This window comes from Sphingobium sp. 22B, assembly GCF_001580035.1.
Lineage (GTDB): Bacteria > Pseudomonadota > Alphaproteobacteria > Sphingomonadales > Sphingomonadaceae > Sphingobium > Sphingobium fuliginis.
This window is the reverse complement of the sequence record NZ_LTAB01000001.1, coordinates 313878-334432: the sequence shown is the minus strand read 5'-3', so window position 1 is coordinate 334432 and position 20555 is coordinate 313878. Positions and strand designations below refer to the sequence as shown.

Annotated in this window: 18 protein-coding genes; 10 read left to right on the top strand and 8 right to left on the bottom strand. The window is 65.0% G+C overall.

What is annotated here, in order from left to right; translation table 11 throughout:
- Positions 1–12: 12 nt before the first annotated feature.
- Positions 13–1467: an AMP nucleosidase gene (locus tag A0J57_RS01525; protein ID WP_025550878.1), complete on the bottom strand. Its 1455-nt coding sequence runs from the start codon at positions 1465–1467 to the stop codon at positions 13–15.
- Positions 1468–1540: 73 nt separating this feature from the next.
- On the bottom strand, positions 1541–2023 hold the full coding sequence (locus A0J57_RS01520; RefSeq protein WP_025550880.1) for a peroxiredoxin: 483 nt from the start codon (positions 2021–2023) through the stop codon (positions 1541–1543).
- 146 nt (positions 2024–2169) lie between these two features.
- Between A0J57_RS01520 and A0J57_RS01515 the strand changes: the two genes are divergently transcribed.
- The 3 genes from A0J57_RS01515 (at position 2170) to ahcY (ending at position 4976) form a co-directional block, all read left to right on the top strand.
- On the top strand, positions 2170–2730 hold the full coding sequence (locus A0J57_RS01515) for a YqgE/AlgH family protein (protein ID WP_025550882.1): 561 nt from the start codon (positions 2170–2172) through the stop codon (positions 2728–2730).
- A 163-nt stretch (positions 2731–2893) separates the two neighbouring features.
- Entirely contained in the window at positions 2894–3445 is a 552-nt protein-coding gene (locus A0J57_RS01510; RefSeq protein ID WP_173664327.1) for a hypothetical protein, read from the top strand.
- Positions 3446–3566: 121 nt separating this feature from the next.
- Entirely contained in the window at positions 3567–4976 is a 1410-nt protein-coding gene (gene ahcY, locus A0J57_RS01505; protein WP_044662340.1) for an adenosylhomocysteinase, read from the top strand.
- Positions 4977–5315: 339 nt separating this feature from the next.
- Here ahcY and alaS read toward each other — a convergent pair whose 3' ends face one another.
- The 4 genes from alaS to A0J57_RS01485 form a co-directional block, all read right to left on the bottom strand.
- Positions 5316–7970 carry an alanine--tRNA ligase gene (gene alaS / locus A0J57_RS01500; RefSeq protein WP_061934199.1) on the bottom strand — a complete coding sequence of 885 codons (2655 nt, stop codon included), beginning with the start codon at positions 7968–7970 and terminating at the stop codon, positions 5316–5318.
- 175 nt (positions 7971–8145) lie between these two features.
- Positions 8146–8427 (bottom strand): acylphosphatase, encoded by a 282-nt coding sequence (locus tag A0J57_RS01495; protein WP_025548909.1) that lies wholly within the window; start codon positions 8425–8427, stop codon positions 8146–8148.
- Positions 8427–9161 carry an NYN domain-containing protein gene (locus A0J57_RS01490; RefSeq protein ID WP_048577738.1) on the bottom strand — a complete coding sequence of 245 codons (735 nt, stop codon included), beginning with the start codon at positions 9159–9161 and terminating at the stop codon, positions 8427–8429. The genes A0J57_RS01495 and A0J57_RS01490 overlap by 1 nt, the downstream gene beginning before the upstream one ends.
- On the bottom strand, positions 9161–9811 hold the full coding sequence (locus A0J57_RS01485) for a carbonic anhydrase (RefSeq protein WP_061934197.1): 651 nt from the start codon (positions 9809–9811) through the stop codon (positions 9161–9163). The genes A0J57_RS01490 and A0J57_RS01485 overlap by 1 nt, the downstream gene beginning before the upstream one ends.
- Positions 9812–9831: 20 nt before the next feature.
- Here A0J57_RS01485 and lipA point away from each other — a divergent pair, with 20 nt between their 5' ends.
- Positions 9832–10815: a lipoyl synthase gene (lipA, locus tag A0J57_RS01480; RefSeq protein ID WP_061934195.1), complete on the top strand. Its 984-nt coding sequence runs from the start codon at positions 9832–9834 to the stop codon at positions 10813–10815.
- Positions 10816–10819: 4 nt separating this feature from the next.
- Positions 10820–11296: a type II toxin-antitoxin system RatA family toxin gene (locus A0J57_RS01475; RefSeq protein WP_025548914.1), complete on the top strand. Its 477-nt coding sequence runs from the start codon at positions 10820–10822 to the stop codon at positions 11294–11296.
- On the opposite strand, the gene A0J57_RS01470 is transcribed toward A0J57_RS01475, so the two are convergent.
- Entirely contained in the window at positions 11242–11760 is a 519-nt protein-coding gene (locus tag A0J57_RS01470) for a CinA family protein (RefSeq protein ID WP_025548915.1), read from the bottom strand. The genes A0J57_RS01475 and A0J57_RS01470 overlap by 55 nt on opposite strands.
- A gap of 5 nt (positions 11761–11765) precedes the next feature.
- Positions 11766–12947 carry a bifunctional 2-C-methyl-D-erythritol 4-phosphate cytidylyltransferase/2-C-methyl-D-erythritol 2,4-cyclodiphosphate synthase gene (locus tag A0J57_RS01465; RefSeq protein ID WP_061934193.1) on the bottom strand — a complete coding sequence of 394 codons (1182 nt, stop codon included), beginning with the start codon at positions 12945–12947 and terminating at the stop codon, positions 11766–11768.
- A gap of 106 nt (positions 12948–13053) precedes the next feature.
- Between A0J57_RS01465 and dusB the strand changes: the two genes are divergently transcribed.
- From dusB to A0J57_RS01440, 5 genes are all read left to right on the top strand, one after another.
- Positions 13054–14073, top strand: a complete 1020-nt coding sequence (gene dusB / locus A0J57_RS01460; RefSeq protein ID WP_061934239.1) for a tRNA dihydrouridine synthase DusB — start codon at positions 13054–13056, stop codon at positions 14071–14073.
- Positions 14070–15179: a nitrogen regulation protein NR(II) gene (locus tag A0J57_RS01455; RefSeq protein ID WP_061934191.1), complete on the top strand. Its 1110-nt coding sequence runs from the start codon at positions 14070–14072 to the stop codon at positions 15177–15179. Before dusB ends, A0J57_RS01455 begins: the two co-directional genes overlap by 4 nt.
- Positions 15180–15192: 13 nt before the next feature.
- Positions 15193–16638, top strand: coding sequence for a nitrogen regulation protein NR(I) (gene ntrC / locus A0J57_RS01450; RefSeq protein WP_044663153.1), 1446 nt, complete (start codon positions 15193–15195; stop codon positions 16636–16638).
- Positions 16639–16789: 151 nt separating this feature from the next.
- Positions 16790–19054 (top strand): HAMP domain-containing histidine kinase, encoded by a 2265-nt coding sequence (locus tag A0J57_RS01445; protein WP_025548923.1) that lies wholly within the window; start codon positions 16790–16792, stop codon positions 19052–19054.
- A complete protein-coding gene (locus tag A0J57_RS01440; protein WP_044662332.1) occupies positions 19044–20417 on the top strand; it encodes a sigma-54 dependent transcriptional regulator in 1374 nt (457 codons plus the stop codon). The genes A0J57_RS01445 and A0J57_RS01440 overlap by 11 nt, the downstream gene beginning before the upstream one ends.
- The last annotated feature ends 138 nt before the right edge of the window (positions 20418–20555 follow it).

The following is a 20555-nucleotide window of genomic DNA, read 5'->3' as shown; positions in this document are numbered from 1 at the left end:
GCATGGCAAGCTTCAGCGGAACGGCGGCTCGTTGAAGGCGCGCAGTTTGCGGCTGTGGAGCTTCGGCCCCTCCTGCCGCAGCAGTTCGCAGGTCATAAGGCCCACGCGCAGGTGCCCCGCAATGGCTTCCTCATAGAAGCGATTGGCCTGTCCCGGCAATTTCAGTTCGCCATGGATCGGCTTGTCCGAAACGCAGAGCAGCGTTCCATAGGGCACGCGGAAGCGATAGCCCTGCGCGGCGATGGTGGCCGACTCCATGTCGATGCCGACGGCGCGGGACAGGCTGAACCGCAGCGCCGAACTGGAATAGCGCAGTTCCCAGTTGCGGTCGTCGGTCGTCACGACCGTGCCCGTGCGCAGGCGGCGCTTGAAATCCTCCCGATCGTCGCCGCCCAGCACGGCCTCCGCCGCCTTCGCCAGCGCCACCTGTACTTCCGCGATGGCGGGTACCGGGATTTCGGGCGGCAGCATTTCATCCAGAACATGATCGTCGCGCAGATAGGCGTGGGCCAGCACATAGTCGCCTATCCGTTGGCTCGGGCGCAGGCCGCCGCAATGGCCGATCATCAGCCAGGCTTCCGGCCGCACGACGGCCAGATGATCGCAGATCGTCTTGGCGTTGGAGGGCCCGACGCCGATGTTGACCAGCGTGATCCCACTGCGGTCCGGAGCGATCAGGTGATAGGCGGGCATCTGATGCCTGCGCCAGGCGCTGTCCGCGATCATCTGCGCCGGGTCGGCGGTTTCCGGCGTTACATAGACCCCACCGGCCCCTGACAGCGCGGTGTAGCGGCTGCCCTCCCGCTGCAATTCGGCGCAGGCCCATGCCACGAACTCGTCGACATAGCGGTGATAATTGGTGAACAGGATGTAGCGCTGCACATGCTCTGCCGGGGTGCCGGTGTAATGCTTCAGGCGGGCCAGTGAAAAATCGGTGCGAAGCCCGTCGAACAGCGCGAGCGGCCTTTCGCCCTCCGCATCCTGCATGAACAGGCCGTCCGCGATCTCGTCCCCGATTTCCGCCAGTTCGGTGGCCGGGAAGTGGCGGGCCAGTTCGGTCGGCGGGGTGCCATCGAGCGCGCTCATGTCCAGCCCGTCCAGAACATAGGGGAAGGGAATGGGCTGGTCGCTGATGCCGGTTTCCACCATCACGCCATAGTCGCGGACGAGAAGGTCGACCTGTTCGGCCAGATAGTCACCGAACATGGCGGGGCGGGTGACGGTGGTCACATAGCGTCCGGGCTTGGACAGCCGCGCGAAGGAGCGGCCGGGGGGCGGCGCGTCCGACTCGCCATGATGGGTGATCCGCAATTCCGGATAGCAGAAACGCCGGTCGGTCCTGGCTTCCGGTGGCGGTACGCTGCCGTCGCGGGCGTAGGCGCGCATCGCCTCGCGAAGATTTTCGATGGAGTTCCGATAGATGTCGTCGAGTTCAGCGACGATCGCACTTCCGATGCTTCTTGTCATCGAGCCTTGGTAACGCACTTATATGACCGAAGGAAGATGCGCGCCCGGATAGCGGGCGCGCATCCCCCGGAAATCAGATCTGGTCGAGCAGATATTCGGCTGACGACACCTTGAAATCACCCGGCGCCTCGACATTCAGCTCCGTAACGACGCCGTCCTTGACGATCATGGAGAAGCGCTGCCCGCGCGTGCCCATGCCGAACTTGCTGCCGTCCATGGTAAGGCCGACGGCCTGCGCGAAGTCGCCATTGCCGTCGGCCAGCATCGTCACCTTGCCGTCGGCGCTGGCGGACTTGCCCCAGGCGCCCATGACGAAGGCGTCGTTGACCGCGGTGCAGGCGATTTCATCCACGCCCTTGCCCTTCAGTTCCTCCGCCTTATCGACGAAGCCGGGCAGATGGCGCGCGGAGCAGGTGGGGGTGAAGGCCCCCGGCACGGAGAAGAGCGCGACGGTGCGGCCCGCGAAGAAATCGTCCGAAGCAACCTGCTCGGGACCGTTTTCGGTCATCTTGACGAAAGTGGTGCTGGGGATGCGTTCGCCCTTCGAAATGGTCATCGTCTGCCTCCTGGCCTTGTTGGGGTTCGCGGCACGTTGGCCCTGCCGCCCTGTCTGTCAAGGGGGAGCCATGGAATATGGCGCGCTGCCCCGCCCAAGCGACGGCCCGCCATTGGCAAAGGCGACAAGGGGCGTATAGTCGCGCCATGACCACAGCACGCTCCTATGCCGGACAGTTCCTGCTTGCCCTGCCGGGAATGGAAGACATGCGGTTCGATCATTCCGTCATCGCCATGTGCGTGCATGACGAGAATGGATCGCTGGGGATCGCGGTCAGTGATGAGATCGACGGGGTCAGCCTGCACGACCTGCTGGAGAGCTTCGACATCGAACCCGGCGATGTTCCGGATTCTCCCGTGCTGCGCGGCGGGCCGGTCGAACCCCGGCGCGGCTTCGTCCTGCATTCCCTGGACTGGAGCGGTCATGACATGGTCGCCGTGGGCGAAGGATGGGGCCTGTCCGGCTCGCTGGAGATACTGAAGGCGATTGCGGAAGGGAAGGGGCCGAGTCGCTATCTGGTCGCGCTTGGCTATGCCGGGTGGGGCGCGGGGCAACTGGATGAGGAAATGAACGGGGAAAGCTGGTTTCCGACCGACTGCACCCCTGAGCTTCTGTTCGACGTGCCGGCGGCGCGGAAATGGTCGGCCGCCTATGCCGCGGCCGGAGTCGATGCCTCCCATCTGGTCAGCGGCGCGGGATCGGCCTGACCGGCCTTTCGGAACGTTGCCGTAAGCATGGCTGCATTGAGGGCTTGTTGCCTTGGCGTAACTGAACCGTTTACGGTAAATTCCGGCTAACCTTCGCCGTTGAGAGTCCGGCAACCGGATGCGCGCACCCTGATCCGCGGGCAATTGGACGGGGGTTCAACTCATGAGGATATTGATCGCAGCGGCGCTTGCCGCGACGATGCCGCTTGCGCCGGCCACGGCGGCGACCTGCTGGAAGCAGACCGCCGTGGAAGCAGCGCAAATCCGCGATTTCGAGATGATGCTGATGGTATCTGCGCTGCGGTGCCGGGCGACGGGACATGACTTCCTTGCCAGCTATAACCGCTTCATCCGGGAAAAGCGCGAGACGCTGACGCAGGTGAATGACGAGCTGCGCGAGCATTTCCGCTCGGCCGCCGGGCCGGTCGGCGCGCTGGGGGCTTATGACAATTACGTCACGGGCCTCGCCAATGTCTATGGCGCGGGCGCGGATGGGCTGGGCTGCCGCGACCTCCAGTCGATCACGGACGCCGCCAACGCCCTGCCGCCCAGCCGGTCGGCCTTGTTGGAACTCGCCGATGCGGCGGCGATCAGCCCGCATCTGTCCGGCGCGCGGTGCGACATCGTCACGGCGGTGGCCGAGAAGGTGCGGAAAACGGACGAGTCCTCATCCGGCGGGCCGGTGAAGGTCGCGGTGCGCGGTCCTGCCGAATAAGACATAAAGAAAACTTTATATTGAGTTGCCTTGGATGGCGGCGATTGGTAAAGCCCAGCCCATCGTCGCCGTTCGTTCATTCGGGCGGCGGCCTCAATCTTAACGATATGGAGACAGGCTCGTGGCCACCGCACCCGCCACCCAGGCGCAGGATTATGTGATCCGCGACATCGGCCTTGCCGCTTTCGGCCGCAAGGAAATCGAAATCGCGGAAACCGAAATGCCGGGCCTGATGGCCCTGCGCGCCGAATTCGGCGCCGCCAAGCCGCTGAAGGGCGCGCGCATCACCGGATCGCTGCACATGACGATCCAGACCGCCGTGCTGATCGAGACGCTGGCGGAACTGGGCGCCGAAATCCGCTGGGCGTCGTGCAACATCTTCTCGACCCAGGATCATGCCGCCGCCGCCATCGCCGCGCGGGGCATCCCGGTGTTCGCCGTCAAGGGCGAGACGCTGGAGGAATATTGGGACTATGTCATCCGCATCTTCGACTGGGGCGATACGGTCTGCAACATGATCCTGGACGATGGTGGCGACGCCACCATGTTCGCGCTGTGGGGCGCCCGCGTCGAGGCCGGGGAAGAACTGTTCACCCCCGGCAACGAGGAAGAGGAAATCTTCGTCGCGACGCTGAAGCGCTTCCTGGCCGAGCGTCCGGGCTATCTGACCGAGACGGTCAAGGCCATCAAGGGCGTGTCGGAAGAGACCACGACCGGCGTCCACCGCCTCTATGAACTGGCGAAGAAGGGCAAGCTGCCCTTCCCGGCGATCAACGTCAACGACAGCGTCACCAAGTCGAAGTTCGACAATCTCTATGGCTGCAAGGAATCGCTGGTCGACGCCATCCGTCGCGCCACCGACGTCATGCTGGCCGGCAAGGTCGCCGTGGTCGCCGGCTTCGGTGACGTGGGCAAGGGTTCGGCCGCTTCGCTCCGCAATGGCGGTGCGCGCGTGCTGGTGACCGAGATCGATCCGATCTGCGCGTTGCAGGCGGCAATGGAGGGCTATGAAGTCGTCACCATGGAAGAGGCGGCCACCCGCGCCGACATCTTCGTCACCGCGACCGGCAATGAGGACGTCATCACCGTCGACCATATGCGCGCCATGAAGAACATGGCGATCGTGTGCAATATCGGCCATTTCGACAGCGAGATCCAGATCGCGGGCCTCAACAACATGAAGTGGACCGAGATCAAGCCGCAGGTCGACGAGGTCGAGTTCCCCGACGGCAAGAAGATCATCGTGCTGGCGAAGGGCCGGCTGGTGAACCTGGGCTGTGCCACCGGCCATCCGAGCTTTGTCATGTCATCGTCCTTCACCAACCAGGTGCTGGCGCAGATCGAGCTTTGGACCAAGTCGGATGAGTATAAGAACGACGTCTATGTGCTGCCCAAGCATCTGGACGAGAAGGTGGCGGCGCTCCACCTGGAGAAGCTGGGCGTGAAGCTGTCGAAGCTGACGCCCAAGCAGGCCGCCTATATCGGCGTGACCCAGGAAGGGCCATTCAAGCCGGATCATTACCGCTACTGAGCGGGATGGGAAGGGGAGGCATCGAGCCTCCCCTTTTTTTTGGGCTTGGGCGGTACGTGCGTTTGTGCCGGGTCAGGTTCCCGCGAGCCGGTCGTGCAGTTCCATTCCCTTTTGCAGAGAGCCAGGCACTCAGCCCTGTTGCTGTCGGGTCTGGACCGGATCACCCAATATCCGTCTCTTTCGGCTTGCCGTGGAGCGCTTCTCTTCGAGAAAGAAGCGGGGCTTCGACAGGCGCAAGCTGAACGGGTGGGAGAGCGACTCCGTCCTTCCGGGTGGAAGGAGGGCGCTGCTCACCCCGCGGTGCATGGCCTGCGGTCGAATATCGGGCCGGCCGCGCGGTTATGCAGGCCCGCTGGCGAGGGCTGCCCTGACCGCTTCGATCGCCGCCTGCGCCTTGCCCCCTTCCGGACCCCCGCCCTGGGCCATGTCGGGACGGCCTCCGCCGCCCTTGCCGCCCAAGGCTTCGACGCCTGCGCGGACCAGGTCCACGGCGCTGATCGTGTTCACAAGGTCGTCGGTGACGCCGACGGCAATGCTGGCGCGGCCATCGACTACCGCCAGGACGGCGGAGACGCCGCTGCCGAGCGTTGCCTTGTTCTGATCGACCAATCCGCGCAGTTCCTTGGGATCGAGCCCCTCGATCACCTGACCGATGAAGTTGACCGAGCCGACCTTCTCCGGACCGGCCGCCTGTGCGGAACCCCCGCCGCCCAGCGCCAGCGCCTTCTTCGCTTCGGCGAGTTCGCGTTCCAGCTTGCGGCTCTGTTCGACCAGAGCGGCGATGCGGGCAGGAACTTCCTCCGGCGTCGTCTTGAGCGCGGCGGCGGACTGGCGCAGCCGGTCTTCGCGATCGGAGAGCCAGAGGCGCGCGGCTTCGCCGGTCAGCGCTTCGATGCGGCGGACGCCAGACGAAACGGCGCTTTCCGAAATGATCTTGAAGATCGCGATGTCGCCGGTTGCGCGGACATGGGTGCCGCCGCACAATTCGACCGAATAGCTGTTCGCATCGCCCTTGCCCATGGAGAGGACGCGGACCTCATCCCCATATTTCTCACCGAACAGGGCCATGGCGCCGGCGGCGATGGCGTCGTCCGGCGTCATCAGGCGCGTCGTCACCGCTTCATTGTGGCGGATCTGTTCGTTCACATCGGCTTCGATGGCGGCGATCTGGCTGTGGGTCAGCGCCTCGGGATGGGAGAAGTCGAAGCGCAGACGATCCGGTGCGACGAGGCTGCCCTTCTGCGTGACGTGGGCGCCGAGCTGGTTGCGGAGCGCGGCATGCAGCAAATGGGTGGCGCTGTGATTGGCGCGGATGCGGTCGCGGCGGCCGACGTCGACGCGGAGGTGAACCGTGTCGCCCAGCTTGACGCTGCCCGCGCCGACCTTCGCCCGGTGCGCATGGAGGCGGCCCAGCGGCTTCGCGGTGTCCTCGACATCCGCGACCAGGCCGGACTGCGCGCTGATCGTGCCCGCATCGCCCATCTGGCCGCCGCTTTCGCCGTAGAACGGCGTCTGGTTGGTGATGATCGTGACCGTCTCGCCAGCGCTCGCGCTGTCGAAGTTCACACCGTCCTTGACGATCGCCAGCACCTCGCCCTCGCCCTCGGTCGAGCTATAGCCGATGAACTCCGTATTGCCGGCCTTTTCGGCAATGTCGAACCAGATTTCGTCCGAGGCCTTTTCGCCTGAGCCCTTCCACGCGGCGCGGGCGGCGGCCTTCTGTTCGGCCATCGCCTTGTCGAAGCCTTCGCGGTCGACGCTGAGGCCGCGCGAGCGCAGCGCGTCTTCGGTCAGGTCATAGGGGAAGCCATAGGTGTCGTAGAGCTTGAACGCGGTCTCCCCAGGCAGCGTGCCGCCTTCCGACAGGTCGCCGGTCGCTTCGTCGAGCAGCTTCAGCCCCTTTTCCAGCGTCTGGCGGAACCGGGTTTCCTCGCGCAGGAGGGTTTCCTCGATCAGCGGCTGGGCGCGGACCAGTTCCTGATAGGCGCCGCCCATTTCGGAGACGAGGCTGCCGACCAGACGGTGCATCAACGGCTCCTTGGCGCCGATGATATGGGCGTGGCGCATGGCGCGGCGCATGATGCGGCGCAGCACATAGCCGCGGCCTTCATTGGCGGGCAGCACGCCGTCCGCGATCAGGAAGCTGGTGGAGCGGAGGTGATCCGCGATGACGCGGTGGCTGGCCTTATACTCGCCATCGGTGGCGGTTTTCGTCAGCGCGCCCGATTCCTCTATCAGCGCCTTGAAGGTATCGGTGTCGTAATTGTCGTGGACGCCTTGCAGGACCGCCGCGATGCGTTCCAGACCCATGCCGGTGTCGATGCTGGGCTTGGGAAGTTCGGAGACGATCTCGTTCGCTTCCTGCTCATATTGCATGAAGACGAGGTTCCAGATCTCGACGAAACGGTCGCCATCTTCCTCCGGGCTTCCGGGAGGACCGCCCCAGATATGGTCGCCATGGTCGTAGAAGATTTCCGAGCAGGGACCGCAGGGGCCGCTGTCGCCCATGGCCCAGAAATTATCCTTGGTGGGGATGCGGATGATCCGCTCCTCCGGCAGGCCGGCGATCTTCTTCCACAGGTCGAAGGCTTCGTCGTCGGTGTGATAGACCGTCGCCGTCAGCTTTTCGGGCGAAAGGCCCCATTCCTTCGTCAGCAGGGTCCAGGCATGGGTGATCGCCTGTTCCTTGAAATAATCCCCGAAGCTGAAATTGCCCAGCATTTCGAAGAAGGTATGGTGGCGCGCGGTATAGCCGACATTGTCGAGGTCGTTATGCTTGCCGCCGGCGCGGACCGACTTCTGGCTGCTCGTCGCCTTGGTATAGGGGCGGGATTCAAGGCCGGTGAAGACATTCTTGAACGGCACCATGCCCGCATTGACGAACATCAGCGTCGGGTCGTTGTGCGGCACGAGAGGCGCGGACGGAACGATGGTGTGGCCGTTGGCCCCGAAATAGTCGAGGAAGGAGCGGCGAATGTCGTTGGTCGATGTCATGCGGGCGATTTAGTGGGAAGCGCTCCAACGCACAAGCGGGGCTTTTCGTCGTTCATGGGAATATCGGCCGATGGGGTTTCCCGCTGAGACAGGCGGGCCGGAAAAGCGGACGGGGCCGCCCGCCTCGGCCCAAGGACGCGATTTTTCTTTCCACCCGTCCGCCCGCCCGGCGAAGTCAGGCGGTCGGCCGCTTCTGAAATGATTCATGCCCCCCGACCGCGACATCCTCGGCCTCTATCCGCGCGACCTGCGCGGCGGGCGGGCCTTGTCGCGCCAGCAGGACGAACCGCTCCACCGCATCCCGCGGTCCTTCCACCAGCGCCTCCACGCTGCCGTCCATGCGGTTGCGTACCCAGCCTGTCAGGTTGAGACCCCGGGCCGTTTCGACGGCCCAATTGCGGTAGAACACGCCCTGCACCCGGCCGAGGATCGTCAGGTGGCGGGCGAGGATGGTCATCAGTGCACCCGCTTGATCCAGGTCTGGCCGTCGCGGCTCTCCACCTTGAAATTATTGATCGAGCGGACAAGGTCGGACAGCCGCTTGAACCCATAGTTGCGCGTGTCGAAACTGGAGCGGTTCCCGGCGAGCTGGCCCACTTCGCTGAGGCGGGCGAAGCCCTGATCGTCGCGTTTGACGGCATTATAGGCGTCGATCAACAGCTTGACGAGATCGGGCGCGACTTCGGGCGCGTCGGGGGAGGCGGGTTCCGCCGCCGACTCCTCCAGTTCGGCGGGCGCCGTTCTTGCGCTGGCGAGCGCCCCGACGTCGATGAAGCGGGTGCAGGCGCTGCGGAAGGCCTGCGGCGTCTTGTCCGTTCCGAAGCCATAGACCGGCAGGCCTTCCTGCCGGATGCGGGTGACGAGCGGCGTGAAATCGCTGTCGCTCGACATCAGGCCGAAGCCGGTGACCCGGCCCGACGCCATCAGGTCCATGGCGTCGATCGTCATCTTCATGTCGGTGGCGTTCTTGCCCCGGGTGAGGTCGAACTGCTGCTGCGTTTCGATGGCCTGCGTCACGGCCTGCCGCGCCCATCCCTTGAGCGCAGGCTTGCTCCAATTGCCATAGGCGCGCCGGATATTGACGGTGCCCAGTTCCGCCAGGACCGTCAGCACCGGGTCGAAATGGTCGGCGGAGACATTGTCGGCATCGATCAGCAGGGCGATATTGCCGCTGGGGACCGGCGCGGTCATCAGACTTCCAGCGCCGCCGGGCTGAACTGGCCGCTCGCCTCGTCCAGCAGGTGGAGCTGGCCGTCGGCAATGGCGAAGAAGGCGCCGATCAGCCTGATCTCGCCGCTCCGTTCCTTCGTGCGGACGCAGGGGAAGGTGCGCAGATTGGCCAGGCTGACCTTGACGCCTTCCTGCTCCATGGCGCGTTCGGCGTCGCGGCCGTCATCCGCGCCAAAGCGTTCGACCACCTTTTCCCGCGCTTCGTCCAGCAGTTCGATCCAGTTGTGGATGAAGCCGCCCTCGCCGGGAGGCGCGTCTTTCAGCGAATGGCTGAGCGCCGCCTTGCAGCCGCCGCATTTGCCATGGCCCATGACGACGATCTCGCCCACCTTGAGCACCTGGACCGCGAATTCCAGCGCCGCGGAGACGCCGTGGCGGCCGGGATTGGTTTCGAAGGGGGGCACCAGCGCCGCGACATTGCGGACCACGAAGATCTCGCCGGGGCTGGTGTCGAATATCTGTGCGGGATCGACTCGGCTGTCGGAACAGGCGATGACCATGACGCGGGGGCTCTGCCCCTCGCTCAGTTCATCCCATCGCTCCCGCTGCTGGGTCCAACCGGTGTTGCGGAAGCGGCGATAGCCGGCGAGCATATCAGCGAAATCGGTCATGCGCCGGTCTGTGCCGAACAATGATGGGGCTGGCAAGAGCGCTCTCGCATCGCTATCTGGAGCGCATGACCGACATCGTCCCGATCCCCGCGCCCGCCACTCGTCCCGAGCGCGCCCGCAAGCCCGACTGGATTCGCGTGAAGGCGCCGACCAGCCCCGGCTATCACGAGACGCGCAAGCTGATGCGGACCAAGGGGCTGGCGACGGTGTGCGAGGAGGCGGCCTGCCCGAATATCGGGGAGTGCTGGACCAAGAAGCATGCGACCGTGATGATCCTGGGCGATGTCTGTACGCGGGCCTGCGCCTTCTGCAACGTCAAGACCGGCATGCCGCGCAAGGTCGATCCCAACGAGCCGCAGAATCTGGCCGATGCCTGCGCGGAAATGGGGCTGGAGCATATCGTCATCACCTCCGTCGACCGGGACGACCTGCCCGATGGCGGCGCGTCGCAGTTCGTGAAGGTGATCGAGGCGCTGCGCCGCACGACCCCGGACACGACCATCGAAATCCTGACGCCGGACTTCCGCAACAAGCATGAACGGGCGGTAGAGATGATCGTCGCGGCGCGGCCGGACGTCTATAACCATAATCTGGAGACGGTGCCGCGCCTCTATCCGACCATTCGCCCGGGCGCGCGCTATTATGCGTCGCTGCGGCTGCTGGAGACGGTGAAGAAGCTCGATCCGTCGATCTTCACCAAGTCGGGCATCATGCTGGGTCTGGGGGAGGAGCGGCTGGAGGTCCATCAGGTGATGGACGACATGCGCTCCGCCGACATCGATTTCCTGACCATGGGGCAATATCTCCAGCCGACGCCCAAGCACGCCAAGGTGATGGAGTTCGTCACTCCGGCGGCGTTCAACGCCTATGCGGCGATCGCGCGGGCCAAGGGCTTCCTGCAGGTGGCGTCGAGCCCGCTGACCCGCTCGAGCTATCATGCGGGCAAGGATTTCGCGGAAATGCGCGCGGCCCGCGAGGCGCAACTGGCGAAGGCCGGCCAATAAGCCGATGCCCAAGCATAACGAAACGAGGCCGCTTCCCTATACGCCCGAACAGATGTTCGACCTGGTGGCGAATGTGGAGGCCTATCCCGAATTCCTGCCCTGGGTCAGCGCGATCCGGGTGCGGTCCGACAGCGATTCGGAGATGGTCGCGGACATGATCGTCGGGTTCAAGGGGATCAAGGAGAGCTTCACGTCCCGCGTGCACAAGCATCGGCCGGACCATGTGCGGGTCGATTATCTGGATGGGCCCTTGAAGCATCTCCACAATGAATGGAGCTTTCGCGACGACGGCAAGGGCGGCGTTCTGGTGGATTTCGAGGTTGAGTTCGAATTCAAGAGCAAGCTGTTCGAGATGCTGGCCGGCCAGGTGTTCGACAAGGCGCTGCGCAAGATGATCGGCGCGTTCGAAACCCGCGCGGCGGAGCTTTATGGCGCGGGCGAGTCGGGCAGCAGCAGTTCGAGCGCGCACAGCGCCGCCTGAAGGCGGACGCCGCCCCGGCCCGTATCCCCGAAATAATGCATGTCGGCCACGATCTTGTCGGGGCTGGCGCCGCGTTCGGCGCGGGCGAAGACGACGGTGCCGACAGGTTTCTGCTCCGATCCGCCGCCGGGGCCGGCTATGCCGGTGATGGCGACGGCAACATTGGCGTGGCTCTTGTTCAGCGCACCCTGCGCCATGGCCCAGGCGGTGGCGATGGAAACCGCGCCGAAGGTTTCGATGACATCCTGCGATACTTTGAGAAGCTCGCTCTTCATGTCGTTGGAATAGGTCACGAAACCAGCTTCGAACACCTCGGACGATCCGGCGATTTCGGTCAGTGCGGCGGAAACAAGGCCGCCGGTGCAGCTTTCCGCCACGGCGATGGTGCGGCCGGCGCGACGGTTGGCGGCGACGACGCGCTCGGCCAGTTCGACAAGCGACGCGGGAAGGATGCTATCGGGCATGGCGATCAGATTAGCGCGGGGAGGGAGAGCGTGGCAACAGCCTGTGCGGCAATACCCTCCCGCCGACCGGCAAAGCCCAGCCGTTCGGTCGTGGTCGCCTTTATGCTGACCCGGTCGGGAGGAAGGTGCAGGATTTCCGCGATCCGGGCGCGCATGGCGTCCCTGTGCGGACCGATTTTCGGCGCCTCGCAGATCAGCGTCAGGTCGACATGCTCGATAAAGCCGTCCCGTTTTGCGACGCGCTCCGCCGCATATTCCAGGAAACGGGAGGAGGCGACTCCCCGCCATTGCGGGTCGGAGGGCGGGAAATGGCTGCCGATGTCGCCCTCCGCCAGTGCGCCCAGCAGCGCATCCACCAGCGCGTGGATCGCCACGTCCGCGTCGCTGTGCCCAGCGAGGCCCCGGTCGTGCGGAATGCGGACGCCGCAGAGCCAGAGCTCCTCATCGGGGGCCAGCCGGTGGACGTCATAACCCATGCCGGTCCGGACGCTGCGGGCAGCGCCCAGCCGGGCTTCGGCGCGGAGGAAATCTTCGGCATAGGTCAATTTTTCCAGCCTTTCATCGCCAGCGACCAGCGTGACGTCATGGCCCGAATGCCGCAATATCTGGGCATCGTCGGTTGCTTCCCGATTGCCGTCCCAGCTTCTGTGCGCGGCCAGCAGGGCATCGAAGCGGAAGGCCTGCGGCGTCTGGACCCGGAACAGGCCATCGCGGTCGACGACGTCCCCCGCCTTGTCATGGTCGCTCTTGTCATGTTCGCTTCTGACCAATGTGTCTGCGACCGGTAAGGCGGGAATGGCGCCGGGCGCACCCTCCAGCGCGGCGAGCAGCCGGTCGATCACCGTCGCGGGGAGAAAGGGACGCGCAGCGTCGTGCACCAATATGCGCGCCGCGCCGCCAGCGGACGCTATATGCTCAAGACCGGCGCGGACGGACCCCCGGCGGCTGTCGGCGCCCTGAACGATGGCGGAGACGGTGCGGCTTTCCAGTGCGGCGCGTGCATCCTCCTCCTGCCCCGCGCCGACGACCAGGACAAGGGAACCGATGGCGGGATGCCCGGCCAGCGCGTCGACGGCGTGGGCGAGGACCGGCTTGCCGCCGATGCGCCGGAATTGCTTGGGAATGTCGCCGCCCGCGCGGCTGCCCTGACCTGCTGCGACCAGCAAAGCGACGGTTCTGTCTGTCATGGCCGCGCCTGTATCGCAGTGCCGGGCCAACCGCCAGCCCCGCCTCGCTTGCCGATGATGCGGATTTCCGCTAAGGGCTGCCTGTTTTTTAGGCAGTGTTGGAATGATGCAGAGGCTTTCCCCGATTTCCATAGGTCCGGTGACGATTGACATGCCGGTCGTGCTGGCGCCGATGACGGGCGTGACGGACATGCCGTTCCGGACACTGGTCCGCCGCTATGGCTCCGGCCTCAACGTGACCGAGATGATCGCCACGGCGGCGATGATTCGCGAGACGCGCCAGTCGCTGCAGAAGGCGGCCTGGCATCCGCTGGAGGAGCCCGTATCGATGCAGTTGGCCGGCTGTTCGCCCACGGAAATGGCGGAGGCGGCCAAGCTGAACGCGGATCGCGGCGCGGCGATCATCGACATCAACATGGGCTGCCCGGTTAAAAAGGTCGTGAATGGCGATGCGGGCAGCGCGTTGATGCGCGACCTGCCGCTGGCCGCTTCGCTGATCGAGGCGACGGTGAAGGCCGTCGATGTGCCGGTCACGGTCAAGATGCGCACGGGTTGGGATCATGCCAGCCTGAACGCGCCCGAACTGGCCCGGATCGCGGAGGATCTGGGCGCGAAGCTGATCACCGTTCATGGCCGCACGCGCTGCCAGATGTACAAGGGGTCGGCCGACTGGGCCTTCGTGCGCAGCGTGAAGGATGCGGTGTCGCTGCCCGTCATCGTCAATGGCGACATCTGCTCCATCGACGATGCCGAGACGGCGCTGGAGCAGAGCGGCGCCGACGGCGTGATGATCGGGCGGGGCGCCTATGGGCGGCCCTGGCTGATCGGGCAGGTGATGCACTGGTTCCGCACCGGGGAACGGCTGGCCGATCCTGCGCTGGAGGAACAATATCGCGTGGTTACGGAACATTATCGCGCGATGCTGGAGCATTATGACAATCATACCGGCGTCAACATGGCCCGCAAGCATATCGGCTGGTACACCAAGGGGCTGCCGGGTTCGGCCGAGTTCCGCAATGCGGTGAACCAGGAGCCGGACGGCGATGTCGTGCTGGACATGCTGGCGCGCTTCTACGAACCGCTGATCGCCGACGAGGGGCCGGTCGAGACGCGCAAGGCGGCATGACGGCGGCCATGACGACCATCCCGTCGCTTCGACCGCAACAGGATGGGCCTTCGCTTTCCGAACTGATGACGGCGTTGCCGGTCGCGACCCTGGTGGTGCGGCCGGACAACAGCATCGCCGATGCGAATGTCCGCGCCGAAACGCTGCTCAACATGGCGCGATCGGCCATTGTCGGCAGCGACATAGCGCGGACCATCCGCATGGCGGAAATGGGCGCGCGCTTCGACATCTGGCACAGCAACAAGCCGATCGCCGCCTATGACATCCGCGTGCATGCGGGGCGCACGGCGGAAATGGAGGTCGACCTGATGATCGCGCCCATCGTCGATCATGAAGGCTGGCGCGTGGTATCGATCCACACCCAGAGCCAGGCGCGCAAGATCGGCCATCGCGGTACGGCGGGCGGCGCGCGATCGGCCATCGGCGCGGCGGCGATCCTGGCGCATGAGATCAAGAATCCGCTGTCGGGCATCAGGGGCGCGGCCCAGTTGCTGGAATCGGGCAATCACGGACGGGACGCCGCGCTGACGCAACTCATCTGCAATGAGGTGGACAGGATCGCCGCGCTGATCGACCGGATGCAGGACTTCACGACGGACCGGACCCTGGAGTGCCGCAGCGGCAACATCTATCCGCTGATCGACCGGGCGGCGAATATCGCCGCCGCCGGATTCGCAAAGGATATAAGGATCGTAAAGAGTTATGATCCATCCCTGCCATTCGCCAATATCAACGAGGATGCGCTGGTGCAGGTGATGATCAACCTGCTCAAAAACGCCGCGGAGGCGCTGGAGCACAGCAGGAAGCCCCGGATAAGGGTGGAGACGGCGTTTCGCCATGGCGTTTCCGTAGTGGTCGGCAAGGGGAAGGGCAGCGCGGTGCTGCCCATCGAAATCCTGGTGGTCGACAATGGGCCGGGCGTGCCGGAGCATATATTGGATCACCTGTTCAATCCCTTCATCACCGGCAGGCGGGACGGGACGGGGCTGGGGCTGGCGCTGGTGGACAAGCTGGTGCGCGACATGAACGGGTTCGTGCAATATTCGCGCGATCATGAGGCAGGGGAATCGACCTTCCGCATCCTGCTGCCGATGGGAACGGGTTGATGGCGGCGAGATGATGGCGGTGACGGGCTCGATTTTGGTGGTGGACGACGATCCGGCGATCTGCGTGGTCGTGGGGGAAGCGCTGCGGCGGCAGGGATACAGGGTCAAGACGGCCGCATCGATCCGGGAGCGGAGCGCCCTGCTGGAAAGCTTTTCGCCGGACGTCCTGATCACCGACGTCATGCTGCCGGACGGCGACGGGCTGGATGGGGTCGCGGAGATTCTGGAACGGCGCCCGGCGCTCAGCATCATCATCCTGTCGGCGCAGAACACATTGAATACGGCGATCCGCGCCACCGAAAAAGGCGCGTTCGAATATCTGCCCAAGCCCTTCGATCTCAATGAGCTGACGCGGGCCGTGTCGGATGCGCTGGGATCGGGGAAGGGGGCGGACGAGGAAGCGGCCGATGCCGGCCTGCCGCATGACGGATTGCCGCTGGTGGGTCGTTCCCCGGCGATGCAGGAGGTGTATCGGACCATCGCCCGGGTCCTTTCGAACGACCTCAGCATATTGGTGCTGGGCGAATCCGGGACCGGCAAGGAACTGGTGGCAGAGGCGATCCATAGCCTGGGGCAGAGGCGGACCAAGCCGTTCGTGCCGATCAACATGGCCGCCATCCCCCGCGAACTGATCGAGGCGGAACTGTTCGGTTATGAAAAAGGGGCCTTCACCGGCGCCCATGCCCGCACCGCAGGCAAGTTCGAGCAGGCGCAGGGCGGCACGCTGTTCCTGGACGAGATCGGGGACATGCCGATGGAAGCGCAGACGCGGCTGCTGCGCGTCCTTCAGTCTGGAGAGGTCACGACCGTCGGCGGCTCCAAATCGGTGAAGGTGAATGTCCGCATCATCGCGGCCACCAACAAGGATCTGCCCAGGCTGATCGAGGAGAACCGCTTCCGGCAGGACCTCTATTACCGGTTGAACGTGGTCCCCATTGCGCTTCCGGCGCTGCGCGAGCGGCGGGAGGACGTGATCCTGCTCGCCCGGCATTTCCTGGACCGCGCGGCGCAGGAGGGGCTGCCGCGCAAGTCGCTGTCCGACGATGCGGCGCAATTGCTGATGGCCTATCACTGGCCCGGCAATGTGCGCGAACTGCAGAATCTGATGCAGCGGCTGGCGGTTCTGAGCCGTGAGAACATGATCACCGCCGACATGCTGCGCAACAGCCTGCCGCTGGAAGCCGTGCCCGCCGATTATGCCGCCCCCGGCGACCTGCTGGGCCAGGCGGTGCGGGAATGGGCGAAGCGGCAACTGGGCATCGGCCTGACCCAGCCGAACCGCAGCCTGCATGACGACCTGCTGGCGGTGGTGGAGCCGATCCTGTTCCAGGAGACGCTGGCCAGCGTCGACGGAAACCAGATACGCGCCGCGGGACTGTTGGGCATCAACCGCAACACGCTGCGCAAGAAGCTGACCGACTATGGGCTCGATCCCTTGCAGCTTCGGATCGGCGATTAGAATATTCGGCGGGGAAGATCGGCCAAGCCGATGCGTTCGGATCGACCGTTCCGGGCGGCGGCGACGAACCGACCGCTCTTTTCGACCGGAAGCGCCATGCCCATCAATTACTGTGTTTGATCGGGCACATTAATGTTGTAACCAAGCCACTATGGAAGGCGCAGTGACTCTGCCGGCGCGGGGCCGGGCATGGAAAAGGCATTTCCCCCTTTTCCTGCGCCGCCGCCTTGCCGCGGTGGTGGAGGCGGTGACGCTTGTCCTGTTCCTGGGCATGGCGGGCATCACCTATTTCCTGCTGACGGGACAGGGGCAATCCTACACATTGCTGACCCCGCCCATCGTGGCGTTGCTGCTGGTCGCCAATCTGGTGCCGGCGATTGCGCTGCTGGTGCTGCTGGGACGGCGGGTGGCGAAGCGGCGCGCGGCCCAATCCGCCATAGGGAGCGACGGGCAGTTGCACGTCCGTCTGGTGGCGATATTCTCCATCGTCGCCAGCGTGCCCATGCTGCTGGTGGTGATCTTCGCCTCCCTGCTGTTCCAATATGGCGTGCAGTTCTGGTTTTCCGACAGTGCGCGGGGCATGCTGCAAAATGCGAGCGACCTGGCGCGTGGCTATTATGAGCAGAACCTGCGCGACGTGCGTGACGAAACCGTCACCATGGCGAGCGACCTGCGCGATTATCTGAGCCAGTCGAAAGTCTCCAGCCCGCGCTTTGCCGAAGGTTATATCTATCAGGTCGTCACGCGGAAGCTGAACCGTTCCGCGATCATCGAGATCGGCAAGGACGGCGTGGCGCGCACGGCGGCGACGGTCGATCCGGAAAGCCGGCCGGCGTCGGAGATGCTGACGCCCGACGTGGTGAAGCGGCTGGAAGCCGGCGAGGATGTGGTGGTCGCCGCCAAGCCCAACCAGATCGAGGCGGTGACGCTGCTCTATCCCAACGCGAAAATCTATCTCTACGCCACCCGCGATTCCGGTTCGACGGCGTTCAGCAATGTCGAGCGGGCGCAGAAGGTGTTGTCGGATTACGACATTTTCGCCGCACAGTCCCGCGCCTTGCAGTTGCGCTTCAACATATTGCTGTTCGTGGGATCGCTGCTGCTGGTGGGCGTGGCGGTCTATATCGCGCTGAAGGTCGCCGACTGGATGGTGCGGCCCGTGAACGAACTGGTCATGGCTGCCCGGCGGATCACGGCGGGCGACCTGTCCGCCCGCGTGACCAGCCCCCAGGCGCGGGATGAGATCGGCACATTGGCCGCCGCGTTCAACCGGATGACGCAGAGGCTGGAAGCGCAGACCGGCGCGCTGGTCGCGGCGAACAGCCAGCTCGATGAACGCCGCGCCTTCATCGAGGCGATCCTGTCGGGCGTGTCGGCCGGCGTGCTGTCGGTGGACCGCGACGGCATCATCCTGCTGCTCAACAGTTCGGCGGCCGCCATATTGGTGCGGGAGGGGGACGATCCGGTGGGCTGTCCGCTGACTGAAGTGTCGCCCGAACTGGCGGCGCTGATCGCTTCGGAGGAGGATGCGGGCATCGTCCAGATCCGCGCCCATGGCGACGTGCGGACGCTGGCGGTCAAGGTTTCGGAGGATGCGTCGCGCCACATCCTGACCTTCGACGACATCACGCAGCAGCTTTCCGACCAGCGGCGGGCGGCATGGTCCGACGTGGCGCGGCGGATCGCGCATGAGATCAAGAACCCGCTGACCCCGATCCAGCTTGCCGCCGAGCGGCTGCAACGCCGCTATGCCGAGGAGGTGACGAGCGACAAGGCCACCTTTACGCGCCTGACGGGCACCATCGTGCGGCAGGTGGGCGACCTGCGGCGGATCGTCGACGAATTCTCCTCCTTCGCGCGCATGCCCAAGCCGGTGTTCCGGCGCGAGCGGATCGACGACATCGCCCGCCACGCGCTGTTCCTGCACGAAGTCGCCCATCCCGATATTCGCTTCGAATATCATTCCATGGATGGCGATGCGGAAATGGTCTGCGACCGCCGGCAATTGGGCCAGGCGCTCACCAACATCGTCAAGAACGCCGTCGAGGCGATCGAGCCCAAGCCCGCCGCGGATGGCGACCATTGGCGCGGGCAGGTGTCCATGACGGTGGAGCATGACGGCGGCAACCTGCTGATCGCGGTGCAGGACAATGGCATCGGCCTGCCGCCGGAACGCGAACGCATATTGGAGCCTTATATGACCACCCGGACCAAGGGCACGGGCCTGGGCCTCGCCATCGTGAAGAAGATTGTCGAGGAGCATATGGGCGAAATCCGCTTCGACGACGCCGATGGCGGGGGCGCGCGCGTGACGTTGCGCTTCCCGGTGGCGGCGCTCGAGAAATTGGAAGAGGGGCAGGTCATCGCCTTGCCCCATGGAAAAACGACTGGAAAAGTGACAGCCAATGGCGCTTGATATTCTGATAGTCGACGATGAGGAGGACATTCGCGATCTGGTCGCGGGCGTCCTGGAGGATGAGGGCTTCACCACCCGCACCGCCGCCAACAGCGACAGCGCGATCGAGGCGCTGGACGCCCGGCGGCCTTCGCTGGTGTTGCTGGACGTGTGGTTGCAGGGATCGAAGCTGGACGGGCTGGAACTGCTGGACGAGATCAAGCGGCGGGATGCGACCATTCCGGTGCTCATGATCTCCGGCCATGGCAATATCGATACCGCCGTCGCCGCCATCCGGAAGGGAGCGGCGGACTTCATCGAAAAGCCGTTCGAGGCGGACCGGCTGCTGCATCTGGTGTCGCGGGCGACCGAGACGGAGCGGCTGCGGCGCGAAAATCAGGTGCTGCGCGCCCGTTTCGGGCAGGATGACGAACTGACCGGCACTTCGGCGGCGATCAATGCCGTTCGCGCCACGATCAAGAAGGTGGCGGGGACGGGCAGCCGGGTGCTGATTTCCGGGCCGGCGGGCGTCGGCAAGGAAGTCGCCGCGCGCATGCTGCATAGCTGGAGCGGGCGGGCTGACGCGCCCTTCATCATCGTCGCCGCCGCGCGGATGGACCCGGATCGTGTCGAGGAAGAACTGTTCGGCGTCGAGGACCCGAGCGGGCTGGTGCGTCCGGGCTATCTGGAGCAGGCGCATGGCGGCACGCTCTATCTCGACGAAATCGCGGACATGCCGCTTACGACGCAGGCGAAGATCCTGCGCGTGCTGACGGACCAGAGCTTCACTCGCGTCGGCGGGCAGCGGCAGGTAAAGGTGGATGTCCGCGTCATTTCCTCGACCGCGCTCAACCTGGCGACGGAGATCGAGGAGCGGCGTTTCCGCGAGGACCTCTTCTATCGGCTCAACGTCGTGCCCCTCATCATCCCGCCGCTGGCCGAGCGCCGGGATGACATTCCACCGCTGGTCGAGCATTATCTCGCTCGTTTCGCGGCGGAGCGCCGGGTGCCGCCGCCGGAGATCGCCAGCGACGCCATGGCCGCCTTGCAGGCCAATGAATGGCCGGGCAATGTCCGTCAGCTTCGCAACGTCATCGAGCGGACGATGATCCTGGCGCCGGGCGAGCGGATCGGGCGGATCGAACTGGACATGCTGCCGGCCGAACTGACGAGCAACGGCGGTTCGGAGGGGATGGGGCAGTCAGCGATCATGGGCGCGCCGCTCCGCGAGGCGCGGGAAAGCTTTGAGCGGGAATATCTGCGCATCCAGATCCGCCGCTTTTCGGGCAATATTTCCCGTACCGCCACCTTCATCGGCATGGAACGTTCGGCCCTGCACCGGAAGTTGAAGCTGCTGGGAATTACGGATGGCAAGGATGGTTGAGGTAAACTGAACGATCTTCAGCCAAACAGGGCATGGACGGCCCTTCGCAATTGCGGTAGGCTTGCCTCGCTTCCGACAGGCGGGGGCGGGCAAGACACTCTGCTTAAGGGTGCGAGAGCGGGTAACGTCCCGCCAATA